Here is a 20,306-nt window from a genome sequence, read left to right on the forward strand (position 1 = left end):
AATGCGAATATTTGTCTACGGCAGTTTACGAACCAAACAAGGCAACAGCCACTGGATGACCAACGCCCAGTTGCTGGGCGATTACAGTATCGATAACTACCAGTTGTATAGCCTGGGCCACTATCCAGGCGCAGTTCCGGGGAACGGAACGGTACACGGTGAGGTTTATCGTATTGATAACGCCACTCTGGCCGAGCTGGATGCGTTGCGCACCCGCGGTGGTGAATACGCACGCCAGTTGATCCAGACGCCGTACGGTAGTGCATGGATGTACGTGTACCAGCGCCCGGTAGAGGGATTAACACTGATCGAAAGCGGTAACTGGTTAGACAGAGACCAGTACTGAGAAAAACGCGCCACCTTCGGGTGGCGTTGTTTTATGCGCCGACATGCCTTTCGGGGAGTCAGCCTTCCTCTGTGTGCTTTATGACCTTTCGTCAAAATACAGGCATAAAAAAACCCTTACTGACCGGTAGCCGGCGTTCAGGGTTTTCAGCGTTCAGCGAACTTATTTCTTCGCCGCGCGCTCGAAGGAGGCCACGATTTCAGCTTTAGCGGCTTCTGCGTTGTCCCAACCGTCCACTTTCACCCACTTACCTTTTTCGAGATCTTTGTAGTGCTCGAAGAAGTGCGTGATCTGTGCTTTCAGCAGTTCCGGCAGATCGTTCACATCGTTGATGTGATCGTACTCTTTGCTCAGTTTGGTATGCGGTACGGCAACCAGTTTCGCATCTTCACCGGATTCGTCGGTCATTTTCAGTACGCCAACCGGACGGCAACGGATAACGGAGCCTGGCTCCAGTGGGTACGGAGTCGGGACCAGCACGTCAACCGGATCACCGTCCAGGGACAGGGTGTGGTTGATGTAACCGTAGTTGCACGGATAGAACATCGCGGTGGACATGAAGCGGTCAACGAACAGTGCGCCGCTCTCTTTGTCGACTTCGTATTTGATCGGATCGGCGTTAGCTGGGATCTCGATAACAACGTAGATATCTTCCGGCAGATCTTTACCGGCCGGGACGTTGAGTAAGCTCATGTCTGTTTCCTTTAACTGTGTCGTAAACAAGTGGCGAGTATTATAGCGATCTCGCGCCGAATGTCTCCGCCTGATTTCGATTTCACACGCCTCGTCCCCGCCTTTTCAGACCACTCGCATGACAGGAAAATCCATAACCATAGCCGCATCATTCATAGGTAAATGGAAGCGATTACAAACTTGTGATTAACGTTCTATTTACTTTTTTGAAGTGTGATGTAACGCAATCCGTTACATGCTCGATTGTCTATAGTTTTTTCGCGACTGTTTCTTAACCAACAATAACCTACCCTACGAGGACACAGTTATGTGGAAGCGCTTACTTATCGTCACAGCAGTTTCGGCAGCCATGTCGTCTATGGCCATGGCCGCCCCATTAACCGTAGGATTTTCGCAGGTCGGCTCTGAGTCCGGCTGGCGCGCCGCAGAGACCAATGTGGCGAAAAGCGAGGCCGAGAAGCGCGGCATCACGCTGAAAATCGCTGACGGTCAGCAAAAGCAGGAAAACCAGATTAAAGCCGTGCGTTCATTTGTCGCTCAGGGCGTCGATGCCATCTTTATTGCGCCGGTCGTGGCAACAGGGTGGGAGCCGGTGCTGAAGGAAGCGAAAGATGCCGAGATCCCGGTTTTCTTGCTCGATCGTTCCATCGATGTAAAAGACAAATCTCTCTATATGACCACCGTCACCGCTAACAACGTGCTGGAAGGTCAACTGATCGGCGACTGGCTGATCAAAGAGGTGAACGGCAAGCCGTGTAATGTGGTTGAGCTGCAGGGCACCGTCGGCGCCAGCGTGGCCATTGACCGTAAGAAAGGGTTTGCTGAAGCCATCGCCAAAGCGCCAAACATCAAAATCATCCGCTCTCAGTCCGGTGACTTTACCCGCAGTAAAGGTAAAGAGGTTATGGAGAGCTTCATCAAAGCGGAGAACAACGGCAAGAACATCTGCATGGTTTATGCCCATAACGATGACATGGTGATCGGCGCTATCCAGGCGATCAAAGAAGCGGGGCTGAAACCGGGCAAAGATATTCTGACCGGTTCTATTGATGGCGTACCGGACATCTACAAAGCGATGATCGACGGCGAAGCGAATGCCAGCGTTGAACTGACGCCGAACATGGCAGGCCCGGCCTTCGATGCGCTCGAGAAGTTCAAGAAAGATGGCACGATGCCTGAGAAAGTCACGATCACCAAGTCGACGCTGTACCTGCCGGATACCGCGAAAGAAGAGTTAGAGAAGAAGAAAAACATGGGCTACTAAGTTCGGGCTCTCTGTAGGCCTGATAAGCGTAGCGCCATCAGGCGTTGGGATGCCGGATGGCGACGCAGTGCGTCTTATCCGGCCTACAAACCAGCACCGTAGGCCTGATCAGCGCATCGCCATCAGGCAAATGCTCTGGCGGATGGCGGTGTAACCGCCTTATCCGGCCTACGGGCCTCTAGGGCCACACTCTTGTCGCGGAGGGCAATTATGATCGCGGAACAACACCAGGAGATCCTCCGTACAGAGGGATTAAGTAAATTCTTTCCTGGCGTCAAAGCGCTGGATAACGTCGATTTCAGCCTGCGTCGCGGCGAAATTATGGCGCTGCTCGGTGAGAACGGAGCCGGAAAATCCACGCTCATCAAAGCGCTGACCGGCGTCTATCATGCCGATCGCGGTACTATCTGGCTGGAAGGCAGTGCCATCTCCCCCAGAAATACCGCACATGCCCAACAGCTGGGCATTGGCACGGTCTATCAGGAAGTGAACCTGCTGCCGAATATGTCGGTGGCGGATAACCTGTTTATTGGTCGTGAACCGCGTCGATTTGGTCTGCTGCGGCGCAAAGAGATGGAAAAGCGCGCCACGGCGCTGATGGCGTCTTACGGTTTTTCCCTCGACGTACGTGAACCGCTGAACCGCTATTCGGTGGCGATGCAACAGATCGTCGCGATCTGCCGGGCGATCGATCTTTCCGCCAAAGTCCTGATCCTCGATGAACCCACCGCCAGTCTTGATACGCAAGAGGTTGAGATGCTGTTCGGTCTGATGCGGCATCTGCGCGATCGCGGCGTGAGTCTGATCTTTGTCACCCATTTTCTCGATCAGGTCTATCAGGTCAGCGATCGGATCACCGTCCTGCGTAACGGCAGTTTTGTCGGCTGCCGGGAAACCCGCGAGCTGCCGCAGATTGAACTGGTCAAAATGATGCTGGGACGCGAGCTGGACACCCATGCGCTACAGCGTGCGGGGCGTACCTTGTTGAGCGATAAACCGGTTGCCGCGTTCAAAGATTTCGGTAAGAAAGGGACGATCTCCCCGTTCGATCTCGAAGTGCGACCTGGTGAGATCGTCGGTCTGGCCGGGCTGCTTGGATCCGGACGCACCGAAACGGCTGAAGTGATCTTCGGTATCAAACCGGCGGACAGCGGCAGCGCGCAGATCAAAGGCAAGCCGCAGACGCTGCGATCCCCCCATCAGGCGTCATGCCTTGGGATCGGTTTTTGCCCGGAGGATCGGAAAACGGACGGCATTATCGCCGCCGCTTCAGTGCGGGAAAACATCATCCTGGCCCTACAGGCCCAGCGCGGCTGGTTGCGGCCGATTGCGCGCAAAGAACAAAACGACATTGCCGAGCGGTTCATCCGTCAGCTTGGCATTCGTACCCCCAGCGCAGAACAGCCGATCGAATTTCTCTCCGGCGGCAACCAGCAAAAAGTGCTGCTGTCGCGCTGGCTGCTGACTAAGCCACAATTTCTGATCCTCGATGAACCGACGCGAGGGATTGACGTGGGCGCGCATGCCGAGATCATCCGCCTGATAGAAACGCTGTGCGCCGATGGTCTGGCGCTGCTGGTGATCTCCTCGGAGCTGGAGGAACTGGTGGGCTATGCGGATCGGGTGATCATTATGCGTGACCGCAAACAGGTGGCGGAGATCCCGCTGGCTGAACTGTCCGTTCCGGCGATCATGAACGCCATCGCGGCGTAAGGAGACTCTTGTGATGCCCCAATCTCTCCCGCAAACCACGCCGCCAAAGCGACGCTTTCGCTGGCCGACCGGCATGCCGCAGCTGATTGCGCTGCTGCTAGTGCTGTTGGTGGACAGCCTCGTCGCCCCTCACTTTTACCAGGTTATATTGCAGGACGGGCGCCTGTTCGGCAGCCCGATCGATATCCTGAATCGCGCCGCCCCTGTCGCGTTGCTGGCGATAGGGATGACGCTGGTCATTGCCACCGGCGGCATTGACCTTTCCGTTGGCGCGGTGATGGCAATTGCCGGAGCCACGACCGCGGCGATGACCGTCGCCGGTCACAGCCTGCCGGTGGTGCTGCTTGCCGCATTGGGGACCGGCGTGCTGGCTGGCCTGTGGAATGGCGTTCTGGTGGCTATCCTTAAAATTCAGCCGTTTGTCGCCACGCTAATCCTGATGGTGGCGGGTCGCGGCGTGGCGCAACTGATCACCTCCGGACAGATTGTTACCTTCAACTCGCCTACGCTCTCCTGGTTCGGCAGCGGTTCGCTGCTGCTGTTCCCCACGCCGGTGATTATCGCGCTGATCACGCTGCTGCTGTTCTGGCTGCTGACCCGGCGAACGGCGCTCGGAATGTTTATTGAAGCGGTGGGGATTAACATCCGGGCGGCGAAAAATGCCGGGGTGAACACGCGGGTCATCGTCATGCTTACCTACGTGCTGAGCGGATTGTGCGCGGCGATTGCCGGGATTATCGTCACGGCGGATATACGCGGCGCCGATGCCAACAACGCCGGATTGTGGCTGGAGCTGGACGCCATTCTGGCGGTGGTGATCGGCGGTGGTTCCCTGATGGGCGGGCGCTTTAATCTGCTGCTGTCGGTGGTGGGCGCGCTGATCATTCAGGGGATGAACACCGGGATCCTGCTGTCCGGGTTCCCGCCGGAGATGAACCAGGTGGTCAAAGCCATCGTGGTGCTGTGCGTACTGATTGTGCAGTCACAGCGCTTTATCAGTTTGCTAAAAGGAGTGCGTGGTCGTGATAAAACGTAATTTACCGTTAATGATCACCCTCGGGGTTTTCGTGCTGGGTTATCTCTACTGCCTGACTCAGTTTCCCGGCTTTGCCTCCACGCGCGTGATCTGCAACATTCTGACCGATAACGCCTTCCTGGGGATCATCGCCGTGGGGATGACCTTTGTGATCCTCTCCGGCGGGATCGATCTCTCCGTGGGGTCGGTGATTGCCTTCACCGGCGTATTCCTGGCGAAAGCCATCGGCTACTGGGGGATCTCGCCGCTGCTGGCGTTTCCGCTGGTCCTGGCGATGGGCTGCGCGTTTGGCGCGTTCATGGGGTTGCTGATTGATGCGCTAAAGATCCCGGCGTTTATCATCACGCTTGCCGGTATGTTCTTCCTGCGCGGGGTCAGTTATCTGGTATCGGAAGAGTCGATCCCGATTAACCATCCCATCTACGACACGCTATCCAGCCTGGCGTGGAAAATCCCCGGCGGTGGGCGTCTGAGCGCGATGGGCCTGCTGATGCTGGCGGTGGTGGTTATTGGGATTTTCCTCGCGCATCGCACCCGGTTTGGCAATCAGGTGTATGCCATTGGCGGGAATGCGACATCGGCAAATCTGATGGGGATTTCCACCCGTAGCACAACGATCCGGATCTATATGTTGTCAACCGGGCTGGCGACGCTGGCCGGGATTGTCTTTTCTGTCTACACCCAGGCTGGCTATGCGCTGGCAGGGGTCGGTGTGGAACTGGACGCCATCGCTTCGGTGGTGATTGGCGGTACATTGCTGAGCGGTGGAGTCGGTACGGTTCTTGGAACGCTGTTTGGCGTGGCGATTCAGGGGCTGATCCAGACCTACATTAACTTCGACGGCACGCTCAGTTCATGGTGGACGAAAATTGCCATTGGCGTTTTGTTATTTGTTTTCATTGCGTTGCAGCGCGGTCTGACGGTGCTTTGGGAAAATCGACAGAGTTCGCCGGTCACGCGGGTCGGCCCGGCGGCTACGCCGAAGTGAGACACAGATTTTACTTAAACACCTAAACTTTTTCCGGTTGTTGTCGATAGTTTCTGTATATCTTACAACCGGAAAATAACGATGCCAAAATCCCTCTCCCTACGAAATACCCTGTTGGTTTTATTGTCGCTTATTACCCTGTTATTGCTGCTAACAGGCGGCATGGGGATTTACGCCTCCACGCGAATCATTACCTCATGGATCTATTACGGGGTGATGACCGCGACGACGCTGACGGCCATCGCCCTGCTGGCGGTGGTCTGGCTGTTAATGCGTAATAAACTACTGAAACCGCTAGATAATGTGGTTGAACAACTGGAACGCCTGGCAACGGGAGATTTGTCGGCGGCGGAAAGCCGTTATGCCAGCGCCGAGTTTAATCGTCTGCAGGCCGCGCTTGAAGGGATGCGCATGGCGCTGAGTGAGTCCGTCAAACGTGTCCGCGATGCCAGTTCGCAGATCGACACCGGCAGTCGTGAACTGACGGCGGGCAACATTCATCTGGCGACGCGCACCGAATCGACGGCGACCTCGCTGGAACAAACGGCCGCCAGCATGGAAGAGCTCACCGCAACGGTGAAACAGAATGCGGAAAACGCCGATCAGGCGCATCAACTGGCGAAATCGGTTTCTGATACCGCCGATCGCGGCAGTGAAATGGTGTGTTATGTCATTGAAAAAATGCGCGACATTTCCGGCAGTTCTAATCGTATCGCCGATATTCTTGGCGTGATCGACGGGATTGCATTCCAGACCAATATTCTGGCGCTGAACGCCTCAGTTGAAGCGGCGCGCGCGGGAGAGCAGGGACGCGGTTTTGCCGTGGTGGCGGGCGAAGTGCGCAATCTGGCCAGCCGCAGTGCGGAGGCCGCAAAAGAGATCCGTACGCTCATTGGTGATTCGCAATCTCAGGTCGGCGAAGGCAGCGATTTGGCGATGCAGGCGGGAGAAACGATGGATGAGATTGCCAGCGAAGTCATGCGGATGACCAAACTGATGCGGGAAATTGCCAGCGCGTCGCAGGAGCAGAGTCGCGGTATCGAACAGGTGAATATCGCGGTGAGTCAGATGGATGAAACGGCACAGCAGAATGCGGCGCTGGTACAACAGTCTTCTGCGGCAACCCGCTCGCTGGAAGAGCAGTCGCACGCGCTGATTGAAGCGATGGCGTCGTTTAAATTGCAGACCGCCTGATGTGAAATGCTGGATGACGACGTTGACACGTCTTATCCGGCCTACGCAGCTATTGTAGGCCGGATAAGCGTCAGCGCCATCCGGCAAGGGTTTTACGCGTCCGGGAATTCCCGGATAAAGCGTTCGACATCTTCAACCATATGGTTGTTGCCGACGAAGAACGAACGACGCTGATGCAGGCTTTCCGGGGTGATATCCAGAATACGTTCTTTCCCGTCGCTTGCCTTGCCGCCCGCTTGCTCTGCAAGGAACGCCATTGGGTTGCATTCGTACAGCAGACGCAGTTTGCCGTCCGGGTGGCTGGCGGTGCTTGGGTAGAGGTAGATCCCGCCTTTCAGCAGGTTACGATGGAAGTCAGCAACCAGTGAGCCGATGTAGCGTGAGGTATACGGGCGCTGCGTGGATTTATCCTCTTCCTGGCAGAACTTGATGTACTTCTTCACGCCGTTCGGGAATTTGATGTAGTTGCCTTCGTTAATGGAGTAGGTGTTGCCTTTCTCCGGGAAGCGCATCCGTTCCTGACACAGGCAGAACACACCCAGTGATGGGTCGTAAGTAAAGGCATGGACACCGCAGCCGGTGGTATAAACCAGCATGGTGGAAGAGCCGTAAACCACGTAACCCGCAGCAACCTGTTTGTTGCCCGGTTGCAGGAAATCTTCTTCAGTGACCGGCGTACCGACAGGCGTCACGCGGCGGTAGATAGAGAAAATGGTCCCGACAGAGACGTTAACATCGATGTTGGACGATCCATCCAGCGGATCCATCAGCACCACGTATTTCGCGTGTTCACAGCCTTCGAAAACGACGATTTCATCTTCTTCTTCAGAGGCAATACCCGCGACGATATCACGCGCCTTGAGTGCAGCTTTCAGTTTTTCGTTCGCGAACAGGTCGAGTTTCTGCTGAACCTCACCCTGTACGTTCTCAGCACCGCTGGCACCCAGGATATCGACCAGACCGGCCTTGTTGATATCGCGGTGGATGATCTTGGCGCCCAGCTTTATTGCCGACAACAACGCAGTGAGCTCACCTGTAGCATGAGAGAACTCGTGCTGCTTCTCGACAATAAATTCACCTAACGTTTTCATAACACTTTCCCTGCAATTAATATGGAGTAAAGCGACCGTAACAATCTTAACAAATATTTCAGTGGCTGCGCTCAGGTGAATCGCGCCAGCAAACTACGGATTATCCTGAAATGCGTTTCTCACTTGGCTGACATATGCGTAAAATGCCCCCTGGGTTAAATTAGGATAGTGACGTATGCGCATTCATATTTTGGGAATTTGTGGCACGTTCATGGGCGGTCTGGCGATGCTGGCGCGCTCGCTCGGTCATGAAGTAACGGGTTCGGACGCCAATGTGTATCCGCCGATGAGTACTTTGCTTGAGAATCAGGGCATCTCCCTGATTCAGGGTTATGACCCCAGTCAACTCGACCCGCAGCCGGATTTGGTGATCATTGGCAATGCCATGACCCGTGGGAATCCGTGCGTTGAGACGGTGCTGGAGAAAAACATTCCGTTCATGTCCGGTCCGCAGTGGCTGCATGACTTTGTGTTGCGCGATCGTTGGGTGCTGGCCGTCGCGGGAACGCACGGTAAAACCACGACCGCCGGCATGGCGACCTGGATTCTGGAAGTCTGCGGTTACAAACCCGGTTTTGTGATTGGCGGCGTGCCGGGGAATTTTGACGTTTCTGCGCGTCTGGGCGAAAGCGACTTCTTTGTGATTGAAGCGGATGAGTACGACTGCGCCTTCTTCGATAAACGCTCCAAATTCGTACATTACTGCCCGCGTACGCTGATCCTCAATAACCTTGAGTTTGATCATGCGGATATCTTTGATGATCTGAAAGCGATCCAAAAGCAGTTCCACCATCTGGTCCGTATTGTGCCGGGGCAGGGGCGGATCATCTATCCTGAGCACGACATCAACCTGAAGCAGACGATGGCGATGGGCTGCTGGAGCGAACAGGAGCTGGTGGGCGAGCAGGGCCACTGGCAGGCGAAAAAGCTGAACGTTGATGCTTCTGAATGGGAAGTGTGGCTGGACGGTGAGAAGGTCGGCGAAGTGAAGTGGTCGCTGGTCGGTGAGCACAACATGCACAACGGTCTGATGGCGATCGCCGCGGCCCGTCATGTTGGCGTACAACCGGCGGACGCGGCTCAGGCGCTGGGATCATTTATTAATGCCCGTCGCCGTCTGGAACTGCGCGGTGAAGCAAACGGCGTCACGGTGTATGACGATTTTGCCCATCACCCGACGGCGATTCTGGCAACGCTTGCGGCGCTGCGCGGCAAAGTGGGCGGTACGGCGCGCATCATCGCCGTGCTGGAACCGCGTTCCAACACCATGAAGATGGGGCTGTGCAAAGACGATCTGGCACCGTCATTGGGCCGTGCGGATGAAGTCTATCTGTTGCAGCCACCACATATTCCGTGGCAGGTCGCGGAAGTGGCGGAGGCCTGCATCCAGCCTGCTCACTGGAGTGGCGATGTCGATACGCTGGCTGAGATGATCGTGAAAACGGCGCAGCCTGGCGATCACATTCTGGTGATGAGTAACGGCGGGTTTGGTGGTATTCACCAGAAACTGCTGGATGGTCTGGCGAAGAAAGCCGAAGCGGAAGCTGAAGAGTAAGAAAAATGCCCGGTGGCGCTGACGCTTACCGGGCCTGCGGGCTTGTAGGCCGGATAAGACGCTTTGCGTCGCCATCCGGCCTGTTTAGCGTACGGGATTACTCTTCGTTTTCCGCCAGTTCGCGCAGATACTGGAAGATCTGACGCGCGGATTTCGGCGGCTTATTCCCTTCTTTCTCTTTCTTCGCATTGCGGACCAGCGAGCGAAGCTGTTGGCGATCGGCGTGTGGCCACAGATTCAGCACCTCTTCTACCGCGTCATCGCCTTCATCGATCAGGCGATCGCGCAGTTGCTCAAGCTTGTGAAACAGCACCACCTGTTGGTTGTGGCGATTTTTCAGCTTATCCAGCGCCTGGCGGATGGAATCCACCTCGCGTTGGCGCAGCATTTTACCAATCAACTGCAACTGGCGGCGGCGACCTTCCATCTTGATACGCTGGGCCAGCTCAATGGCGGCACGCAGGTCCGCATCAAGCGGGATCTTGTCCAGCGCGTTTTTCCCCAGATCCACCAGTTCCGCGCCCAGGCGTTTTAGCTCCTCGGCGTCGCGTTTAATTTCACTTTTGCTGACCCAGATAATTTCATCGTCTTCGTCTTCGATGTCATCACCGGGAACGTCGTCGAGCCAGTCTTCGGGCTGCTTTGTCATGTCAGGCTCCTTAAAAAAAGAGGCTAATGTTACCAGTTAAGATGCGCACTGAAAAACGGTTCTCTGTTAGACTTCAGAGAAACTCTCTCTACATTATGGCATTTGCGATGAAAGTAATCTCACAAGTTGAAGCGCAGCGTAAGATTCTGGAAGAAGCAGTCTCGACAGCGCTGGAGTTAGCCTCAGGCAAATCGGACGGGGCGGAAGTCGCCGTAAGCAAAACGACCGGCATCAGTGTCAGCACCCGTTATGGTGAAGTGGAGAATGTCGAATTCAATAGCGATGGTGCACTGGGGATTACCGTCTATCATCAGAACCGCAAAGGCAGCGCCTCATCGACCGATTTAAGTCCGCAGGCGATTGCCCGTACCGTCCAGGCGGCGCTGGACATCGCGCGTTACACCTCGCCGGACCCGTGCGCCGGTGTGGCCGACAAAGAACTGCTGGCCTTTGACGCCCCGGATCTGGACCTGTTCCACCCGGCTGACGTTTCTCCGGACGATGCCATTGAACTGGCGGCGCGTGCCGAACAGGCCTCTTTGCAGGCCGACAAACGCATCACCAATACGGAAGGCGGCAGCTTTAACAGCCACTATGGCATTAAAGTGTTCGGCAACAGCCACGGCATGTTGCAGGGCTATTGCTCCACCCGCCATTCGCTTTCCAGCTGCGTAATTGCCGAAGAAAACGGCGATATGGAGCGCGATTACGCCTACACGATCGGGCGTGCGATGGGCGATCTGCAAACGCCGGAATGGGTGGGCGCAGACTGTGCTCGCCGCACGTTATCCCGCCTGTCGCCGCGTAAACTCTCGACCATGAAAGCGCCGGTGATTTTTGCCAACGAAGTGGCAACCGGGCTGTTTGGCCATCTGGTTGGCGCAATTGCGGGCGGTTCGGTGTACCGCAAATCCACGTTCCTGCTGGATTCGCTGGGCAAACAAATTCTGCCTGAATGGCTGACCATTGAGGAGCATCCACACCTGCTGAAAGGACTGGCCTCCTCACCGTTTGACAGCGAAGGCGTGCGCACGGAACGTCGTGACATTGTGAAAGATGGCGTTCTGACCCAATGGCTGCTGACCAACTACTCCGCACGCAAGCTGGGGCTGAAAAGCACCGGTCATGCGGGCGGCATTCATAACTGGCGTATTGCCGGACAAGGGCTGAACTTTGAGCAGATGCTTAAAGAGATGGGCACCGGACTGGTGGTCACTGAACTGATGGGCCAGGGCGTGAGCGGCATCACCGGGGATTACTCCCGTGGCGCAGCCGGTTTCTGGGTTGAAAACGGAGAAATTCAATATCCTGTCAGCGAAATCACCATCGCCGGAAACTTAAAAGAGATGTGGCGCAATATCGTGACTGTGGGTAACGATATTGAAACGCGTAGCAATATACAGTGTGGTTCAGTGCTGTTGCCGGAGATGAAAATCGCCGGGCAGTGATACCTGTCATCCTTCGGGCTACAGATGCGCTTGTCGCCTTTCTGCTGCCCGAAGGCTACAGCGTATCCGTTCTATTAAAAATAAGAAGGAAGTGAGCAATGCGTAAACACCTGTTAGCAATCATCGCAGCTTCAACGTTAGTTTTGGGCTCTTCCGTGTTCGCCGCCGAACTCGAAGAGAATATGGAAACGCTTAACGATAACCTGAAGGTCATCGAAAAAGCGGATAACGCGACGCAAGTGACGGATGCGTTAACCAAAATGCGCGCCGCTGCGCTGGATGCTCAAAAAGGCACACCACCAAAGCTGGAAAGCAAAGCCTCCGATAGCCCGGAAATGAAAGATTTTCGTCATGGTTTTGACATCCTCGTCGGTCAGATCGACGGCGCGCTGAAGCTGGCAAACGAAGGGAAGGTCAAAGAAGCGCAGGCTGCGGCGGAAGAATTCAAAACCACCCGCAACGCGTACCACAAGAAGTATCGTTAATTTATAGCGCGGTTAAGTGAAAGCAGGCCGGATAAGATGTTCGTGTCGACATCCGGCATTTTTAGCAATCCATAAGTAAACGTAATATTCATCACACTTTCTCATTTTCTTCGTCAATGTAATTGTTCTTTCGGCTACGTCTTTTTCCGTTTTCACTTGCGATATTCATCACACTTTCCCAGCGATAAATCATCAAAACCGCCTTTTCTGTGGAACAGATCACTATTGCCACTCGCCTTTCCACTTCGAAGTGGAAAACAACTCGCTACAAACTTTTTACCCCCGCCGCTAGTTTTAACCCAGAGCCATTAACGGGGTAAGACGAGTGAATAACGGAGCAGTAATGAACGACATGGGGGAACAGGTGGCGCAGATTGGTGAACTGGCCGATCGCATGCTGGCGCAAGTGTATGCCTTGCTGCGTGAACATCACATCATTCCCAACGCCGTACAGGAACAAATGCTGACGTCTCACGTTCGCGCCATGGCGCACCGGTCGGTGACCGGCGAGCCTTTGCCGGAAGTGGAAGCCAGTTTGTTTGATGAAATTTCAGCCGATTCAATGGCGCTTGCCCGCGACGTGGTCGCAGCGTTTGGCAACCTTCCCGAGGAAGAAGCCTGGCTGCTGTCCGTCCACTTTGAAGTCGCGAAAGACAACCTTTAAGGAGCAACAACATGGAACAGATTACAGTCGTGATTGGCGATCGTCTGGGTAAAGGCCAGAAAGTGGCGGCAGGCGTCGAGAAAGCCGGTGGTCGTGCGGTGGTGGTACCGGGCGTTGCCGCGGATATGAAACTGGGGGACGTGATGAAAGCGGAAAACGCCACGTTCGGCATCTCTTTTTGCGGCAGCGGCGGCGCGGGCGCCATCACTGCACAGAACAAATACGGTTACAAAGCCAAATACGGGATGCGCTCTGTGGATGAAGGCGTAACAGCGATTAACGAAGGCTGCAACGTGCTGGGGTTCGGCTTTATGGATAAAGAAGAGCTTGGCGAGCGTCTGGTTCAGGCGTGGCAGAAAAAATACGGCGCGTAAGTATGAAAGAACAATTCACCACAACGGTGAGAGTCACCGGTAAAGGCGAAGCCAAAGCGCGCGCCTTTGCCGATGCCCTGAACCACGTTCAGGCCGCGGTCATGAAGGCATCGCCGCATATTTTACTGCGTATTGAGCCACAGGATGTGCAGGTTGTTCAAGCGCGTGAAGCGGTGCGCAAAGAAGCGTTTTTGTTCTTCTTTCTGCGCCGGGAACGACGCACTTACAGCGTGGAGCTGGATGTGACCGTCAACGTGACAGCCATCAATCTGGACAAGGTGGATTTTGTCTCGCAACGCTGATTCTTGTTAAGAAGGCATAATTATGTTCCTGATAATTTTAATAAAATCGCTCATCATCGGTGCCCTCGTCGGCGTGGGTGTGGGGGCCGGGGCTGCACGCATGTTTCATGCGCCTACCACACAGGGGATGGGTGCGTTTCGAACTCTGGGGGAGCTGAATTCCTGCGAAGGGGATCCGGCTTCTCACTTCTCGTTTGGTCTGGGCTTTTTCTTCAACGCCTGGGCCTCATCCGTTGCGGCGGGCTCGTTCACACAGGACGTGGATCACCGCATCATTCCTAACTGGGGCGCGGCAGCGCTGATGATCAAAAACCGCAACGTCGGTGAAACGCTGCATGACCCGAAAAAAATGGCGATTGCCTGCGGCATCATCGGCATGATTGTCGTGACCTTCCTGAACCTCACGGCTTCTTCCGTACCGGAAGCGTTGCAGGTGACCGCCGTTAAGGTGCTGGTCCCTGCGGCAAACCTGCTGGTCAACACCGTGATGCCGGTGATCTTCTGGCTGGCGGCGATCGACGCCGGTAAGAAATCAGGCTTCTGGGCAACCGTTTTCGGCGGCGCGGCACAGTTGATCATGGGTAACGCCGTACCGGGTCTGGTCCTCGGCATCCTGATTGGTAAAGGCGTTGAAGAGAGCGGCTGGAACCATGTGACCAAAGTGATGATGGCGGCCATCGTCCTGCTGTTCGTCCTGAGCGGCTTCTTCCGTGGCTTCGACATGAAGATGATCGAATCCTTCCACATGACCGTGCCGAACTGGCTCGAACTGATCCACAACTCGCTTAGCGGCAAATAACGGAGGCCACAATGGAACAGAATAAAGGTTTTTGGTTTGCCGACTGGTCGTTCCCGATCTTCGTTGGCCTGCTCTCCTCCGGCGTGTTTGCCGGGACGCACATGTACTACCTGTACGGGATTGGCGCGTTTAACGAAGTGGCTTTCGTGGCCATGCTGAAAGCGGGGATTGATACCGGATCGTACGGCGCAGTGGCGGCGTTTGGCGCCAGCTTCCTGTTCGCCCGTATTATCGAGGGCTCCCTGGTGGGGATTCTGGATATCGGCGGTGCGATTCAGACCGGCGTTGGTCTGGGGGTTCCGGCGCTGCTGTTGGGCGCAGGCATTATGTTCCCGGTTGAGAACTTTATTGCTTCTCTGGCAACGGGGCTGGCGATTGGCCTGGCAATTGGTTACGTCATTATCCTGGCGCGTAAGTTCACCATCAATCAGAGCGATTCAACCTACGGGGCGGACGTGATGATGGGCGCCGGTAACGCCTCGGGGCGTTTCCTCGGCCCATTGATCATCCTCAGCGCGATGACGGCGTCGATCCCTATCGGCGTGGGTTCTCTGGTCGGCGCACTGCTGTTTTACATCTGGCAGAAACCGATCACCGGGGGCGCGATCCTTGGCGCAATGATTTTAGGTTCAATCTTCCCGATTGCGATTAGCTAATTGCCTGATGGCGAAGCGCTTATCAGGCCTACGGATAAGCGCGTCTTTGTAGGCCGGATAGGGCGGTTATGCCGCTATCCGGCAAAAGGAGAGAGACATGTTTGATTTACTCCTGCGCCGTGCGCGTCTGGTTGACGATACGGTCTGTGATATCGCCCTGAAGGACGGCAAAATCGCCGCGTTAGGCGAGATAAACGACCCGGCGGTGAAAACCGTTGAGCTCAACGGCGAGTGCTACGTCAGCGCCGGATGGATTGATTCCCACGTTCACTGTTATCCAAACTCCCCGATTTATCACGACGAACCGGACAGCGTAGGCATTGCCACCGGCGTGACAACCGTTGTGGATGCGGGCAGTACCGGTGCCGACGATATTGATGATTTCTATGCCCTCACGCGCGACGTCGCGACGGAAGTCTATGCACTTCTGAATATCTCCCGCGTCGGACTGATTGCACAAAACGAACTGGCGAATATGGCCAACATCGATGCCGATGCGGTGCAGCAGGCAGTGAAACGCTACCCTGATTTCATCGTCGGCCTGAAGGCGCGAATGAGCAGCAGCGTGGTGGGTGAAAATGGCATCACGCCGTTGGATCGCGCCAAAGCGATGCAGCAAGCGAACGGTGATTTGCCCCTGATGGTCCACATTGGCAATAACCCGCCGGATTTGGATGAGATCGCGGAGCGCCTGACGGCGGGCGATATCATCACCCATTGCTACAACGGAAAACCCAATCGCATTCTGACGCCGGAGGGCGAACTGCGCGCCTCGGTCACCCGGGCGATCCAGCGCGGCGTGCGTCTGGACGTCGGGCACGGTACGGCCAGCCTGAGCTTTGCGGTGGCGAAACGTGCCATCAGCTTAGGTATTCTGCCGCACACCATCAGTTCTGATATCTATTGCCGCAACCGTATCAACGGTCCGGTGCATTCGCTGGCGAATGTGATGTCGAAATTCCTCGCCATCGGGATGTCGCTGCCGCAGGTCATCAACTGCGTGACGGCCAATGCCGCCGACGGTTTGCGTCTGAAATCCAAAGGTCGCCTCCAGCCAGGTCTGGACGCTGACTTAACCCTCTTTACGCTGAAGCGTCAGCCAACCGTGCTGATAGATGCCGAGAATGACAGCTTACAGGCTGAAAAACTGCTGGTGCCGCTTGCCGCAATACGTGCGGGCAAGGGCTATATGACCGAACAAGGGAGCGCGGAACATGCCTTCAATTTTTGAGAAATACCATTTAAAACAGGTGATTAATACCTCCGGACGGATGACGGCGCTGGGCGTGTCCACGCCGCGCCCGGAAGTGGTGGAAGCGGCGATGGCTGGTATGAACCAGTACTTTGAGATGAAAGATCTGGTGAATAAAACCGGGGAATACATCGCGAAGCTGCTGGATGTGGAAGGGGCGACGGTGGTTTCCTGCGCGTCTGCGGGCATTGCCCAGTCGGTGGCCGCCGTGCTGGTCCAGGATAGCGACTGGCTGCTGGAGAACCTGCACGTCACGCCGATTGAGAATAACGAAATCGTGCTGCCGAGAGGCCATAACGTCAACTTTGGCGCGCCGGTTGGCACGATGGTGGCGCTGGGCGGCGGCAAGCTGGTCGAAGCCGGTTATGCCAATGAATGCTCTGCCGCGCAGTTGGCGGCGGCGATCACCCCGCGCACGGCGGCGATCTTATATATCAAATCCCACCACTGCGTGCAGAAAAGCATGCTCAGCGTTGAGCAGGCCGTCGTTGTGGCGCGTAAACACAATCTGCCGCTGATTGTTGATGCGGCGGCGGAAGAAGACCTGCAGTGCTACTACCGTTCGGGGGCCGATCTGGTGATCTACAGCGGCGCGAAGGCGATCGAAGGCCCTACCAGCGGACTGGTCATCGGTAAAACCCAGTATGTCGAGTGGGTGAAACGCCAGACGGCGGGTATTGGCCGGGCGATGAAGGTCGGCAAAGAGGGGATTCTTGGCCTGACCTGCGCCATTGAACTCTATTTGAATGCGCAAAAAGAGAGCGGCGCGGAGATGGTGGAAAAAATGACGCCGTTTATTGATGCGCTGAATGCGCTCAACGGTGTGACGGCTCGCGTGGTGTGGGACAGCGCCGGACGGGATATCGCCCGCGCAGAAATTAAGTTTGATGAAGCGGTCACTGGCATCGCGACGGGCGAACTGGTGGAAGCGCTCAAGCAGGGCGAATACGCGATTTACTTCCGTGGTTACAAAGCCAACGAAGGGATTATTGAAGCGGATGTGCGCAGCGTAGACCGCGCACAGCTGGACATTGTGGCGCGCCGGATTGGCGATGTGATTAATCAGGAGAAACAAGCATGAAATTGACCCCGAACTTTTACCGCGATCGCGTCTGCCTGAATGTGCTGGCCGGCTCGAAAGAGAACGCGCGTGACATTTACGACGCGGCGGAAGGTCATGTGCTGGTCGGCGTACTCTCCAAAAATTACCCGGATGTCGAAAGCGCAGTGGCGGATATGCGTGACTACGCGGCGCTTATCCACAACGCGCTCTCCGTGGGGCTGGGGGCGGGCGATCCGAACCAGTCGGCGATGGTCAGTGAAATCTCCCGCCTGGTTCAGCCGCAGCACGTCAACCAGGTGTTCACCGGCGTGGCAACCAGCCGCGCCCTGCTCGGGCAGAGTGAGACGGTGGTTAACGGGTTGGTATCGCCGACCGGTACGCCAGGTCTGGTGAAAATTTCTACCGGGCCGTTAAGCAGTAAAGCGGCGGACGGCGTTGTCCCGGTCGAAACGGCTATTGCCTTGCTGAAAGATATGGGCGGCAGCTCGATCAAATACTTCCCGATGGGTGGTCTGAAATGCCGTGACGAGTTTAAAGCGGTGGCTGAGGCCTGTGCGCGTCATGATTTCTGGCTGGAGCCAACCGGCGGGATCGATCTGGAAAACTACGCTGAGATTTTGCAAATTGCCCTTGACGCTGGCGTCAGTAAAATCATTCCTCACATTTATAGTTCTATTATTGATAAGGTAAGTGGAAACACCCGTCCGGACGATGTGCGCCAGTTGCTTGCGCTGACCCGGGCGTGTGTAGGTTAAAAACGAGGAGAGTGATGTGCGATTCCCCAACCAACGTTTGGCGCAACTGTTTACTATGTTGCAAAACGAGACGCTGCCACAGGATGAGCTGGCGCAGCGGTTGTCGGTGTCCACACGAACTGTTCGTGCCGATATTACTGCGCTCAACGCCCTGCTGACTCAGCACGGCGCGCAGTTTATCCTCAGCCGGGGCAACGGTTATCAGCTCAGGATCGATGACCCGGCAAGCTATCAGTCCCTGCAATCGCAGCAGCCCAGCGCGCTGCGAATTCCGCGCACCAGTCAGGAACGCGTGCACTATCTGATGGTGCGCTTTCTGACATCCGCCTTTTCTCTCAAACTCGAAGATTTAGCTGATGAATGGTTTGTCAGTCGGGCGACGCTACAAAACGACATGGCCGAAGTGCGTGAATGGCTGCAACGCTATCATCTGACGCTGGAAACACGCCCGCGCCATGGCATGAAACTGTTCGGCAGCGAGATGGCGATCCGCGCCTGCCTGACTGACCTTCTCTGGACGTTGGCGCAGCAGGATCCTGCTAATCCGCTGGTGACCGAAGAGGCGCTGTATGCCGGGGTGCCGTCGCAGCTCCAGCCGCTGCTTGAGGAGATTTTTAATCGCTTCCATATTCGCCTTACTGACGAAGGCGAGCTGTTTTTACGCCTGTACTGCGCGGTGGCGGTACGCCGTATCAGCGAAGGGTATCCGCTGTCGGAATTCACCAACGAAGAGGTGGAAGAGAACGTGTGCCTGGCGGCGCGTGAGATTGCCGCTGTCGTGCAGCATCTGGCAAATCATCCGCTCTCGGTATCGGAAGAGAACTGGCTGAAGGTGCATATCGCGGCGCGGCAGGTACAGGAGATTGCGCCCAGTGCGATCAATGCCGACGACGAGGAAGCGCTGGTCAATTACATCCTGCGATTTATCAACAGCCAGTACAACTATAACCTGTTGAATGATAAACAGCTTCATGCGGATTTACTCACTCACATCAAAACGATGATCACCCGGGTACGCTATCAGATTATGATCCCGAACCCGCTGCTGGAGAACATCAAACAGCACTATCCCATGGCATGGGATATGACCCTGGCGGCGGTCTCAGGCTGGGGGAAATATACCCCTTACGCCATCAGCGAAAACGAGATCGGCTTTCTGGTGTTGCATATCGGCGTCGGGCTTGAGCGTAGTTACAACATCGGTTACCAACGGCAGCCAAAAGTTTTGCTAGTCTGCGACGCAGGAAATGCGATGGTGCGGATGATTGAAGCGGTACTGGCGCGCAAATATCCGCAGATCGAGATTGTAAACACGCTGACGCTACGCGATTACGAACAGCGTGAGAGTATCGCGGAGGACTTTGTGATCGCCACCGCGCGGATCGGTGAGAAAGACAAGCCGGTCGTGCAGATCGCCCCGTTCCCTACCGACTATCAGCTGGAGCAGATCGGTAAGTTGGTGCTGGTGGACAGAACCCGTCCGTGGATGCTGAACAAATACTTTGATGCCGCGCATTTTCGTATTATCGAAGGCGAAATGGACCAGCAGACGCTGTTTAAAACCTTGTGCGATCAGTTGCAGAGTGAAGGGTTTGTTGACGCGGAATTCCTCGATTCGGTGGTGGAACGCGAGGCGATTGTCAGCACGATGCTCGGTGACAGCATTGCGTTGCCGCACGCCCTCGGACTGCTGGCTAAAAAAACGGTGGTCTACACGGTGCTCGCCCCGCAGGGCATCGCCTGGGGTGACGAAACCGCACATGTGATCTTTTTACTCGCTATCAGTAAAAGCGAGTACGAAGAGGCAATGGCCATCTACGATATCTTCGTCACTTTCCTGCGTGAACGCGCCATGACGCGACTGTGCGGCAGCCAAAACTTCGCCGAGTTTAAAGCGGTGGCGATGGAGTGCGTGAGTCGTTTTTGAGAGGCATTATCCAGATATGAATGTAATGCAGATGTAATGCTATAATGCATTA

Annotated in this window: 21 protein-coding genes; 18 read left to right on the forward strand and 3 right to left on the reverse strand. The window is 55.6% G+C overall.

Annotation, left to right across the window (positions count from 1 at the left end):
• The first annotated feature begins 1 nt into the window (after nucleotide 1).
• Nucleotides 2-346 (forward strand): gamma-glutamylcyclotransferase, encoded by a 345-nt coding sequence (locus tag WM46_RS23135; RefSeq protein WP_042999209.1) that lies wholly within the window; start codon nucleotides 2-4, stop codon nucleotides 344-346.
• Nucleotides 347-508: 162 nt separating this feature from the next.
• Here WM46_RS23135 and ppa read toward each other — a convergent pair whose 3' ends face one another.
• Complete coding sequence (gene ppa / locus WM46_RS23140; protein WP_061075418.1) at nucleotides 509-1,039, reverse strand: inorganic diphosphatase; 531 nt, start codon at nucleotides 1,037-1,039, stop codon at nucleotides 509-511.
• Nucleotides 1,040-1,346: 307 nt separating this feature from the next.
• Between ppa and ytfQ the strand changes: the two genes are divergently transcribed.
• The 5 genes from ytfQ to WM46_RS23165 all read left to right on the forward strand — a co-directional run bounded on the left by ytfQ (nucleotide 1,347) and on the right by WM46_RS23165 (nucleotide 7,234).
• Nucleotides 1,347-2,303 carry a galactofuranose ABC transporter substrate-binding protein YtfQ gene (ytfQ, locus tag WM46_RS23145; RefSeq protein ID WP_042999211.1) on the forward strand — a complete coding sequence of 319 codons (957 nt, stop codon included), beginning with the start codon at nucleotides 1,347-1,349 and terminating at the stop codon, nucleotides 2,301-2,303.
• A gap of 210 nt (nucleotides 2,304-2,513) precedes the next feature.
• Nucleotides 2,514-4,016 (forward strand): galactofuranose ABC transporter, ATP-binding protein YtfR, encoded by a 1,503-nt coding sequence (gene ytfR / locus WM46_RS23150; RefSeq protein ID WP_102603464.1) that lies wholly within the window; start codon nucleotides 2,514-2,516, stop codon nucleotides 4,014-4,016.
• Nucleotides 4,017-4,029: 13 nt separating this feature from the next.
• Entirely contained in the window at nucleotides 4,030-5,052 is a 1,023-nt protein-coding gene (gene ytfT / locus WM46_RS23155) for a galactofuranose ABC transporter, ATP-binding protein YtfT (protein WP_061075415.1), read from the forward strand.
• On the forward strand, nucleotides 5,039-6,040 hold the full coding sequence (gene yjfF, locus WM46_RS23160) for a galactofuranose ABC transporter, permease protein YjfF (RefSeq protein WP_061077936.1): 1,002 nt from the start codon (nucleotides 5,039-5,041) through the stop codon (nucleotides 6,038-6,040). Before ytfT ends, yjfF begins: the two co-directional genes overlap by 14 nt.
• 81 nt (nucleotides 6,041-6,121) lie before the next feature.
• Nucleotides 6,122-7,234, forward strand: coding sequence for a methyl-accepting chemotaxis protein (locus WM46_RS23165; protein ID WP_102603466.1), 1,113 nt, complete (start codon nucleotides 6,122-6,124; stop codon nucleotides 7,232-7,234).
• Between the two features lie 92 nt (nucleotides 7,235-7,326).
• On the opposite strand, the gene fbp is transcribed toward WM46_RS23165, so the two are convergent.
• Entirely contained in the window at nucleotides 7,327-8,325 is a 999-nt protein-coding gene (gene fbp / locus WM46_RS23170) for a class 1 fructose-bisphosphatase (RefSeq protein ID WP_042999215.1), read from the reverse strand.
• 175 nt (nucleotides 8,326-8,500) lie between these two features.
• Here fbp and mpl point away from each other — a divergent pair, with 175 nt between their 5' ends.
• Nucleotides 8,501-9,880: a UDP-N-acetylmuramate:L-alanyl-gamma-D-glutamyl-meso-diaminopimelate ligase gene (gene mpl / locus WM46_RS23175; protein ID WP_061075414.1), complete on the forward strand. Its 1,380-nt coding sequence runs from the start codon at nucleotides 8,501-8,503 to the stop codon at nucleotides 9,878-9,880.
• Nucleotides 9,881-9,977: 97 nt separating this feature from the next.
• On the opposite strand, the gene yjgA is transcribed toward mpl, so the two are convergent.
• Nucleotides 9,978-10,529 carry a ribosome biogenesis factor YjgA gene (yjgA, locus tag WM46_RS23180; protein ID WP_102603467.1) on the reverse strand — a complete coding sequence of 184 codons (552 nt, stop codon included), beginning with the start codon at nucleotides 10,527-10,529 and terminating at the stop codon, nucleotides 9,978-9,980.
• Nucleotides 10,530-10,624: 95 nt separating this feature from the next.
• Here yjgA and pmbA point away from each other — a divergent pair, with 95 nt between their 5' ends.
• The 11 genes from pmbA to WM46_RS23240 all read left to right on the forward strand — a co-directional run bounded on the left by pmbA (nucleotide 10,625) and on the right by WM46_RS23240 (nucleotide 20,254).
• Nucleotides 10,625-11,977: a metalloprotease PmbA gene (pmbA, locus tag WM46_RS23185; protein ID WP_061075412.1), complete on the forward strand. Its 1,353-nt coding sequence runs from the start codon at nucleotides 10,625-10,627 to the stop codon at nucleotides 11,975-11,977.
• 98 nt (nucleotides 11,978-12,075) lie between these two features.
• Complete coding sequence (gene cybC / locus WM46_RS23190) at nucleotides 12,076-12,462, forward strand: cytochrome b562 (RefSeq protein ID WP_061075411.1); 387 nt, start codon at nucleotides 12,076-12,078, stop codon at nucleotides 12,460-12,462.
• Between the two features lie 325 nt (nucleotides 12,463-12,787).
• Nucleotides 12,788-13,126 (forward strand): glycine dehydrogenase, encoded by a 339-nt coding sequence (locus WM46_RS23200; RefSeq protein WP_061075410.1) that lies wholly within the window; start codon nucleotides 12,788-12,790, stop codon nucleotides 13,124-13,126.
• An 11-nt stretch (nucleotides 13,127-13,137) separates the two neighbouring features.
• Nucleotides 13,138-13,500 (forward strand): SFCGS family glycine-rich protein, encoded by a 363-nt coding sequence (locus WM46_RS23205; protein WP_012134368.1) that lies wholly within the window; start codon nucleotides 13,138-13,140, stop codon nucleotides 13,498-13,500.
• 2 nt (nucleotides 13,501-13,502) lie between these two features.
• Nucleotides 13,503-13,802, forward strand: a complete 300-nt coding sequence (locus WM46_RS23210; RefSeq protein ID WP_042321633.1) for a DUF4312 family protein — start codon at nucleotides 13,503-13,505, stop codon at nucleotides 13,800-13,802.
• A 22-nt stretch (nucleotides 13,803-13,824) separates the two neighbouring features.
• Nucleotides 13,825-14,601, forward strand: a complete 777-nt coding sequence (locus WM46_RS23215) for a DUF4311 domain-containing protein (protein WP_042321636.1) — start codon at nucleotides 13,825-13,827, stop codon at nucleotides 14,599-14,601.
• 11 nt (nucleotides 14,602-14,612) lie between these two features.
• Nucleotides 14,613-15,257 (forward strand): DUF4310 family protein, encoded by a 645-nt coding sequence (locus WM46_RS23220; protein ID WP_042321639.1) that lies wholly within the window; start codon nucleotides 14,613-14,615, stop codon nucleotides 15,255-15,257.
• A 97-nt stretch (nucleotides 15,258-15,354) separates the two neighbouring features.
• The gene (locus tag WM46_RS23225) at nucleotides 15,355-16,488 is read left to right on the forward strand and encodes an amidohydrolase/deacetylase family metallohydrolase (RefSeq protein ID WP_102603468.1); all 1,134 of its coding nucleotides are present in this window, start codon (nucleotides 15,355-15,357) and stop codon (nucleotides 16,486-16,488) included.
• Complete coding sequence (locus tag WM46_RS23230; RefSeq protein WP_102603469.1) at nucleotides 16,472-17,590, forward strand: DgaE family pyridoxal phosphate-dependent ammonia lyase; 1,119 nt, start codon at nucleotides 16,472-16,474, stop codon at nucleotides 17,588-17,590. Before WM46_RS23225 ends, WM46_RS23230 begins: the two co-directional genes overlap by 17 nt.
• On the forward strand, nucleotides 17,587-18,327 hold the full coding sequence (gene dagF, locus WM46_RS23235; protein WP_102603470.1) for a 2-dehydro-3-deoxy-phosphogluconate aldolase: 741 nt from the start codon (nucleotides 17,587-17,589) through the stop codon (nucleotides 18,325-18,327). Before WM46_RS23230 ends, dagF begins: the two co-directional genes overlap by 4 nt.
• A 16-nt stretch (nucleotides 18,328-18,343) precedes the next feature.
• Nucleotides 18,344-20,254 (forward strand): BglG family transcription antiterminator, encoded by a 1,911-nt coding sequence (locus tag WM46_RS23240; RefSeq protein WP_061075406.1) that lies wholly within the window; start codon nucleotides 18,344-18,346, stop codon nucleotides 20,252-20,254.
• The last annotated feature ends 52 nt before the right edge of the window (nucleotides 20,255-20,306 follow it).

The organism is Citrobacter freundii complex sp. CFNIH2 (genome assembly GCF_002880615.1).
GTDB classification, from domain to species: Bacteria; Pseudomonadota; Gammaproteobacteria; order Enterobacterales; family Enterobacteriaceae; genus Citrobacter_A; species Citrobacter_A amalonaticus_F.

Coding starts and splice junctions, on each gene's coding strand:
- mpl (WP_061075414.1), top strand. CDS start 8,501: ATGCGCATTCATATTTTGGGAATTTGTGGCACGTTCATGGGCGGTCTG.
- pmbA (WP_061075412.1), top strand. CDS start 10,625: ATGGCATTTGCGATGAAAGTAATCTCACAAGTTGAAGCGCAGCGTAAG.
- WM46_RS23220 (WP_042321639.1), top strand. CDS start 14,613: ATGGAACAGAATAAAGGTTTTTGGTTTGCCGACTGGTCGTTCCCGATC.
- WM46_RS23135 (WP_042999209.1), top strand. CDS start 2: ATGCGAATATTTGTCTACGGCAGTTTACGAACCAAACAAGGCAACAGC.
- WM46_RS23210 (WP_042321633.1), top strand. CDS start 13,503: ATGAAAGAACAATTCACCACAACGGTGAGAGTCACCGGTAAAGGCGAA.
- yjgA (WP_102603467.1), bottom strand. CDS start 10,529: ATGACAAAGCAGCCCGAAGACTGGCTCGACGACGTTCCCGGTGATGAC.
- ppa (WP_061075418.1), bottom strand. CDS start 1,039: ATGAGCTTACTCAACGTCCCGGCCGGTAAAGATCTGCCGGAAGATATC.
- WM46_RS23230 (WP_102603469.1), top strand. CDS start 16,472: ATGCCTTCAATTTTTGAGAAATACCATTTAAAACAGGTGATTAATACC.
- cybC (WP_061075411.1), top strand. CDS start 12,076: ATGCGTAAACACCTGTTAGCAATCATCGCAGCTTCAACGTTAGTTTTG.
- ytfR (WP_102603464.1), top strand. CDS start 2,514: ATGATCGCGGAACAACACCAGGAGATCCTCCGTACAGAGGGATTAAGT.
- dagF (WP_102603470.1), top strand. CDS start 17,587: ATGAAATTGACCCCGAACTTTTACCGCGATCGCGTCTGCCTGAATGTG.
- WM46_RS23205 (WP_012134368.1), top strand. CDS start 13,138: ATGGAACAGATTACAGTCGTGATTGGCGATCGTCTGGGTAAAGGCCAG.
- WM46_RS23165 (WP_102603466.1), top strand. CDS start 6,122: ATGCCAAAATCCCTCTCCCTACGAAATACCCTGTTGGTTTTATTGTCG.
- fbp (WP_042999215.1), bottom strand. CDS start 8,325: ATGAAAACGTTAGGTGAATTTATTGTCGAGAAGCAGCACGAGTTCTCT.
- WM46_RS23215 (WP_042321636.1), top strand. CDS start 13,825: ATGTTCCTGATAATTTTAATAAAATCGCTCATCATCGGTGCCCTCGTC.
- WM46_RS23225 (WP_102603468.1), top strand. CDS start 15,355: ATGTTTGATTTACTCCTGCGCCGTGCGCGTCTGGTTGACGATACGGTC.
- ytfT (WP_061075415.1), top strand. CDS start 4,030: ATGCCCCAATCTCTCCCGCAAACCACGCCGCCAAAGCGACGCTTTCGC.
- ytfQ (WP_042999211.1), top strand. CDS start 1,347: ATGTGGAAGCGCTTACTTATCGTCACAGCAGTTTCGGCAGCCATGTCG.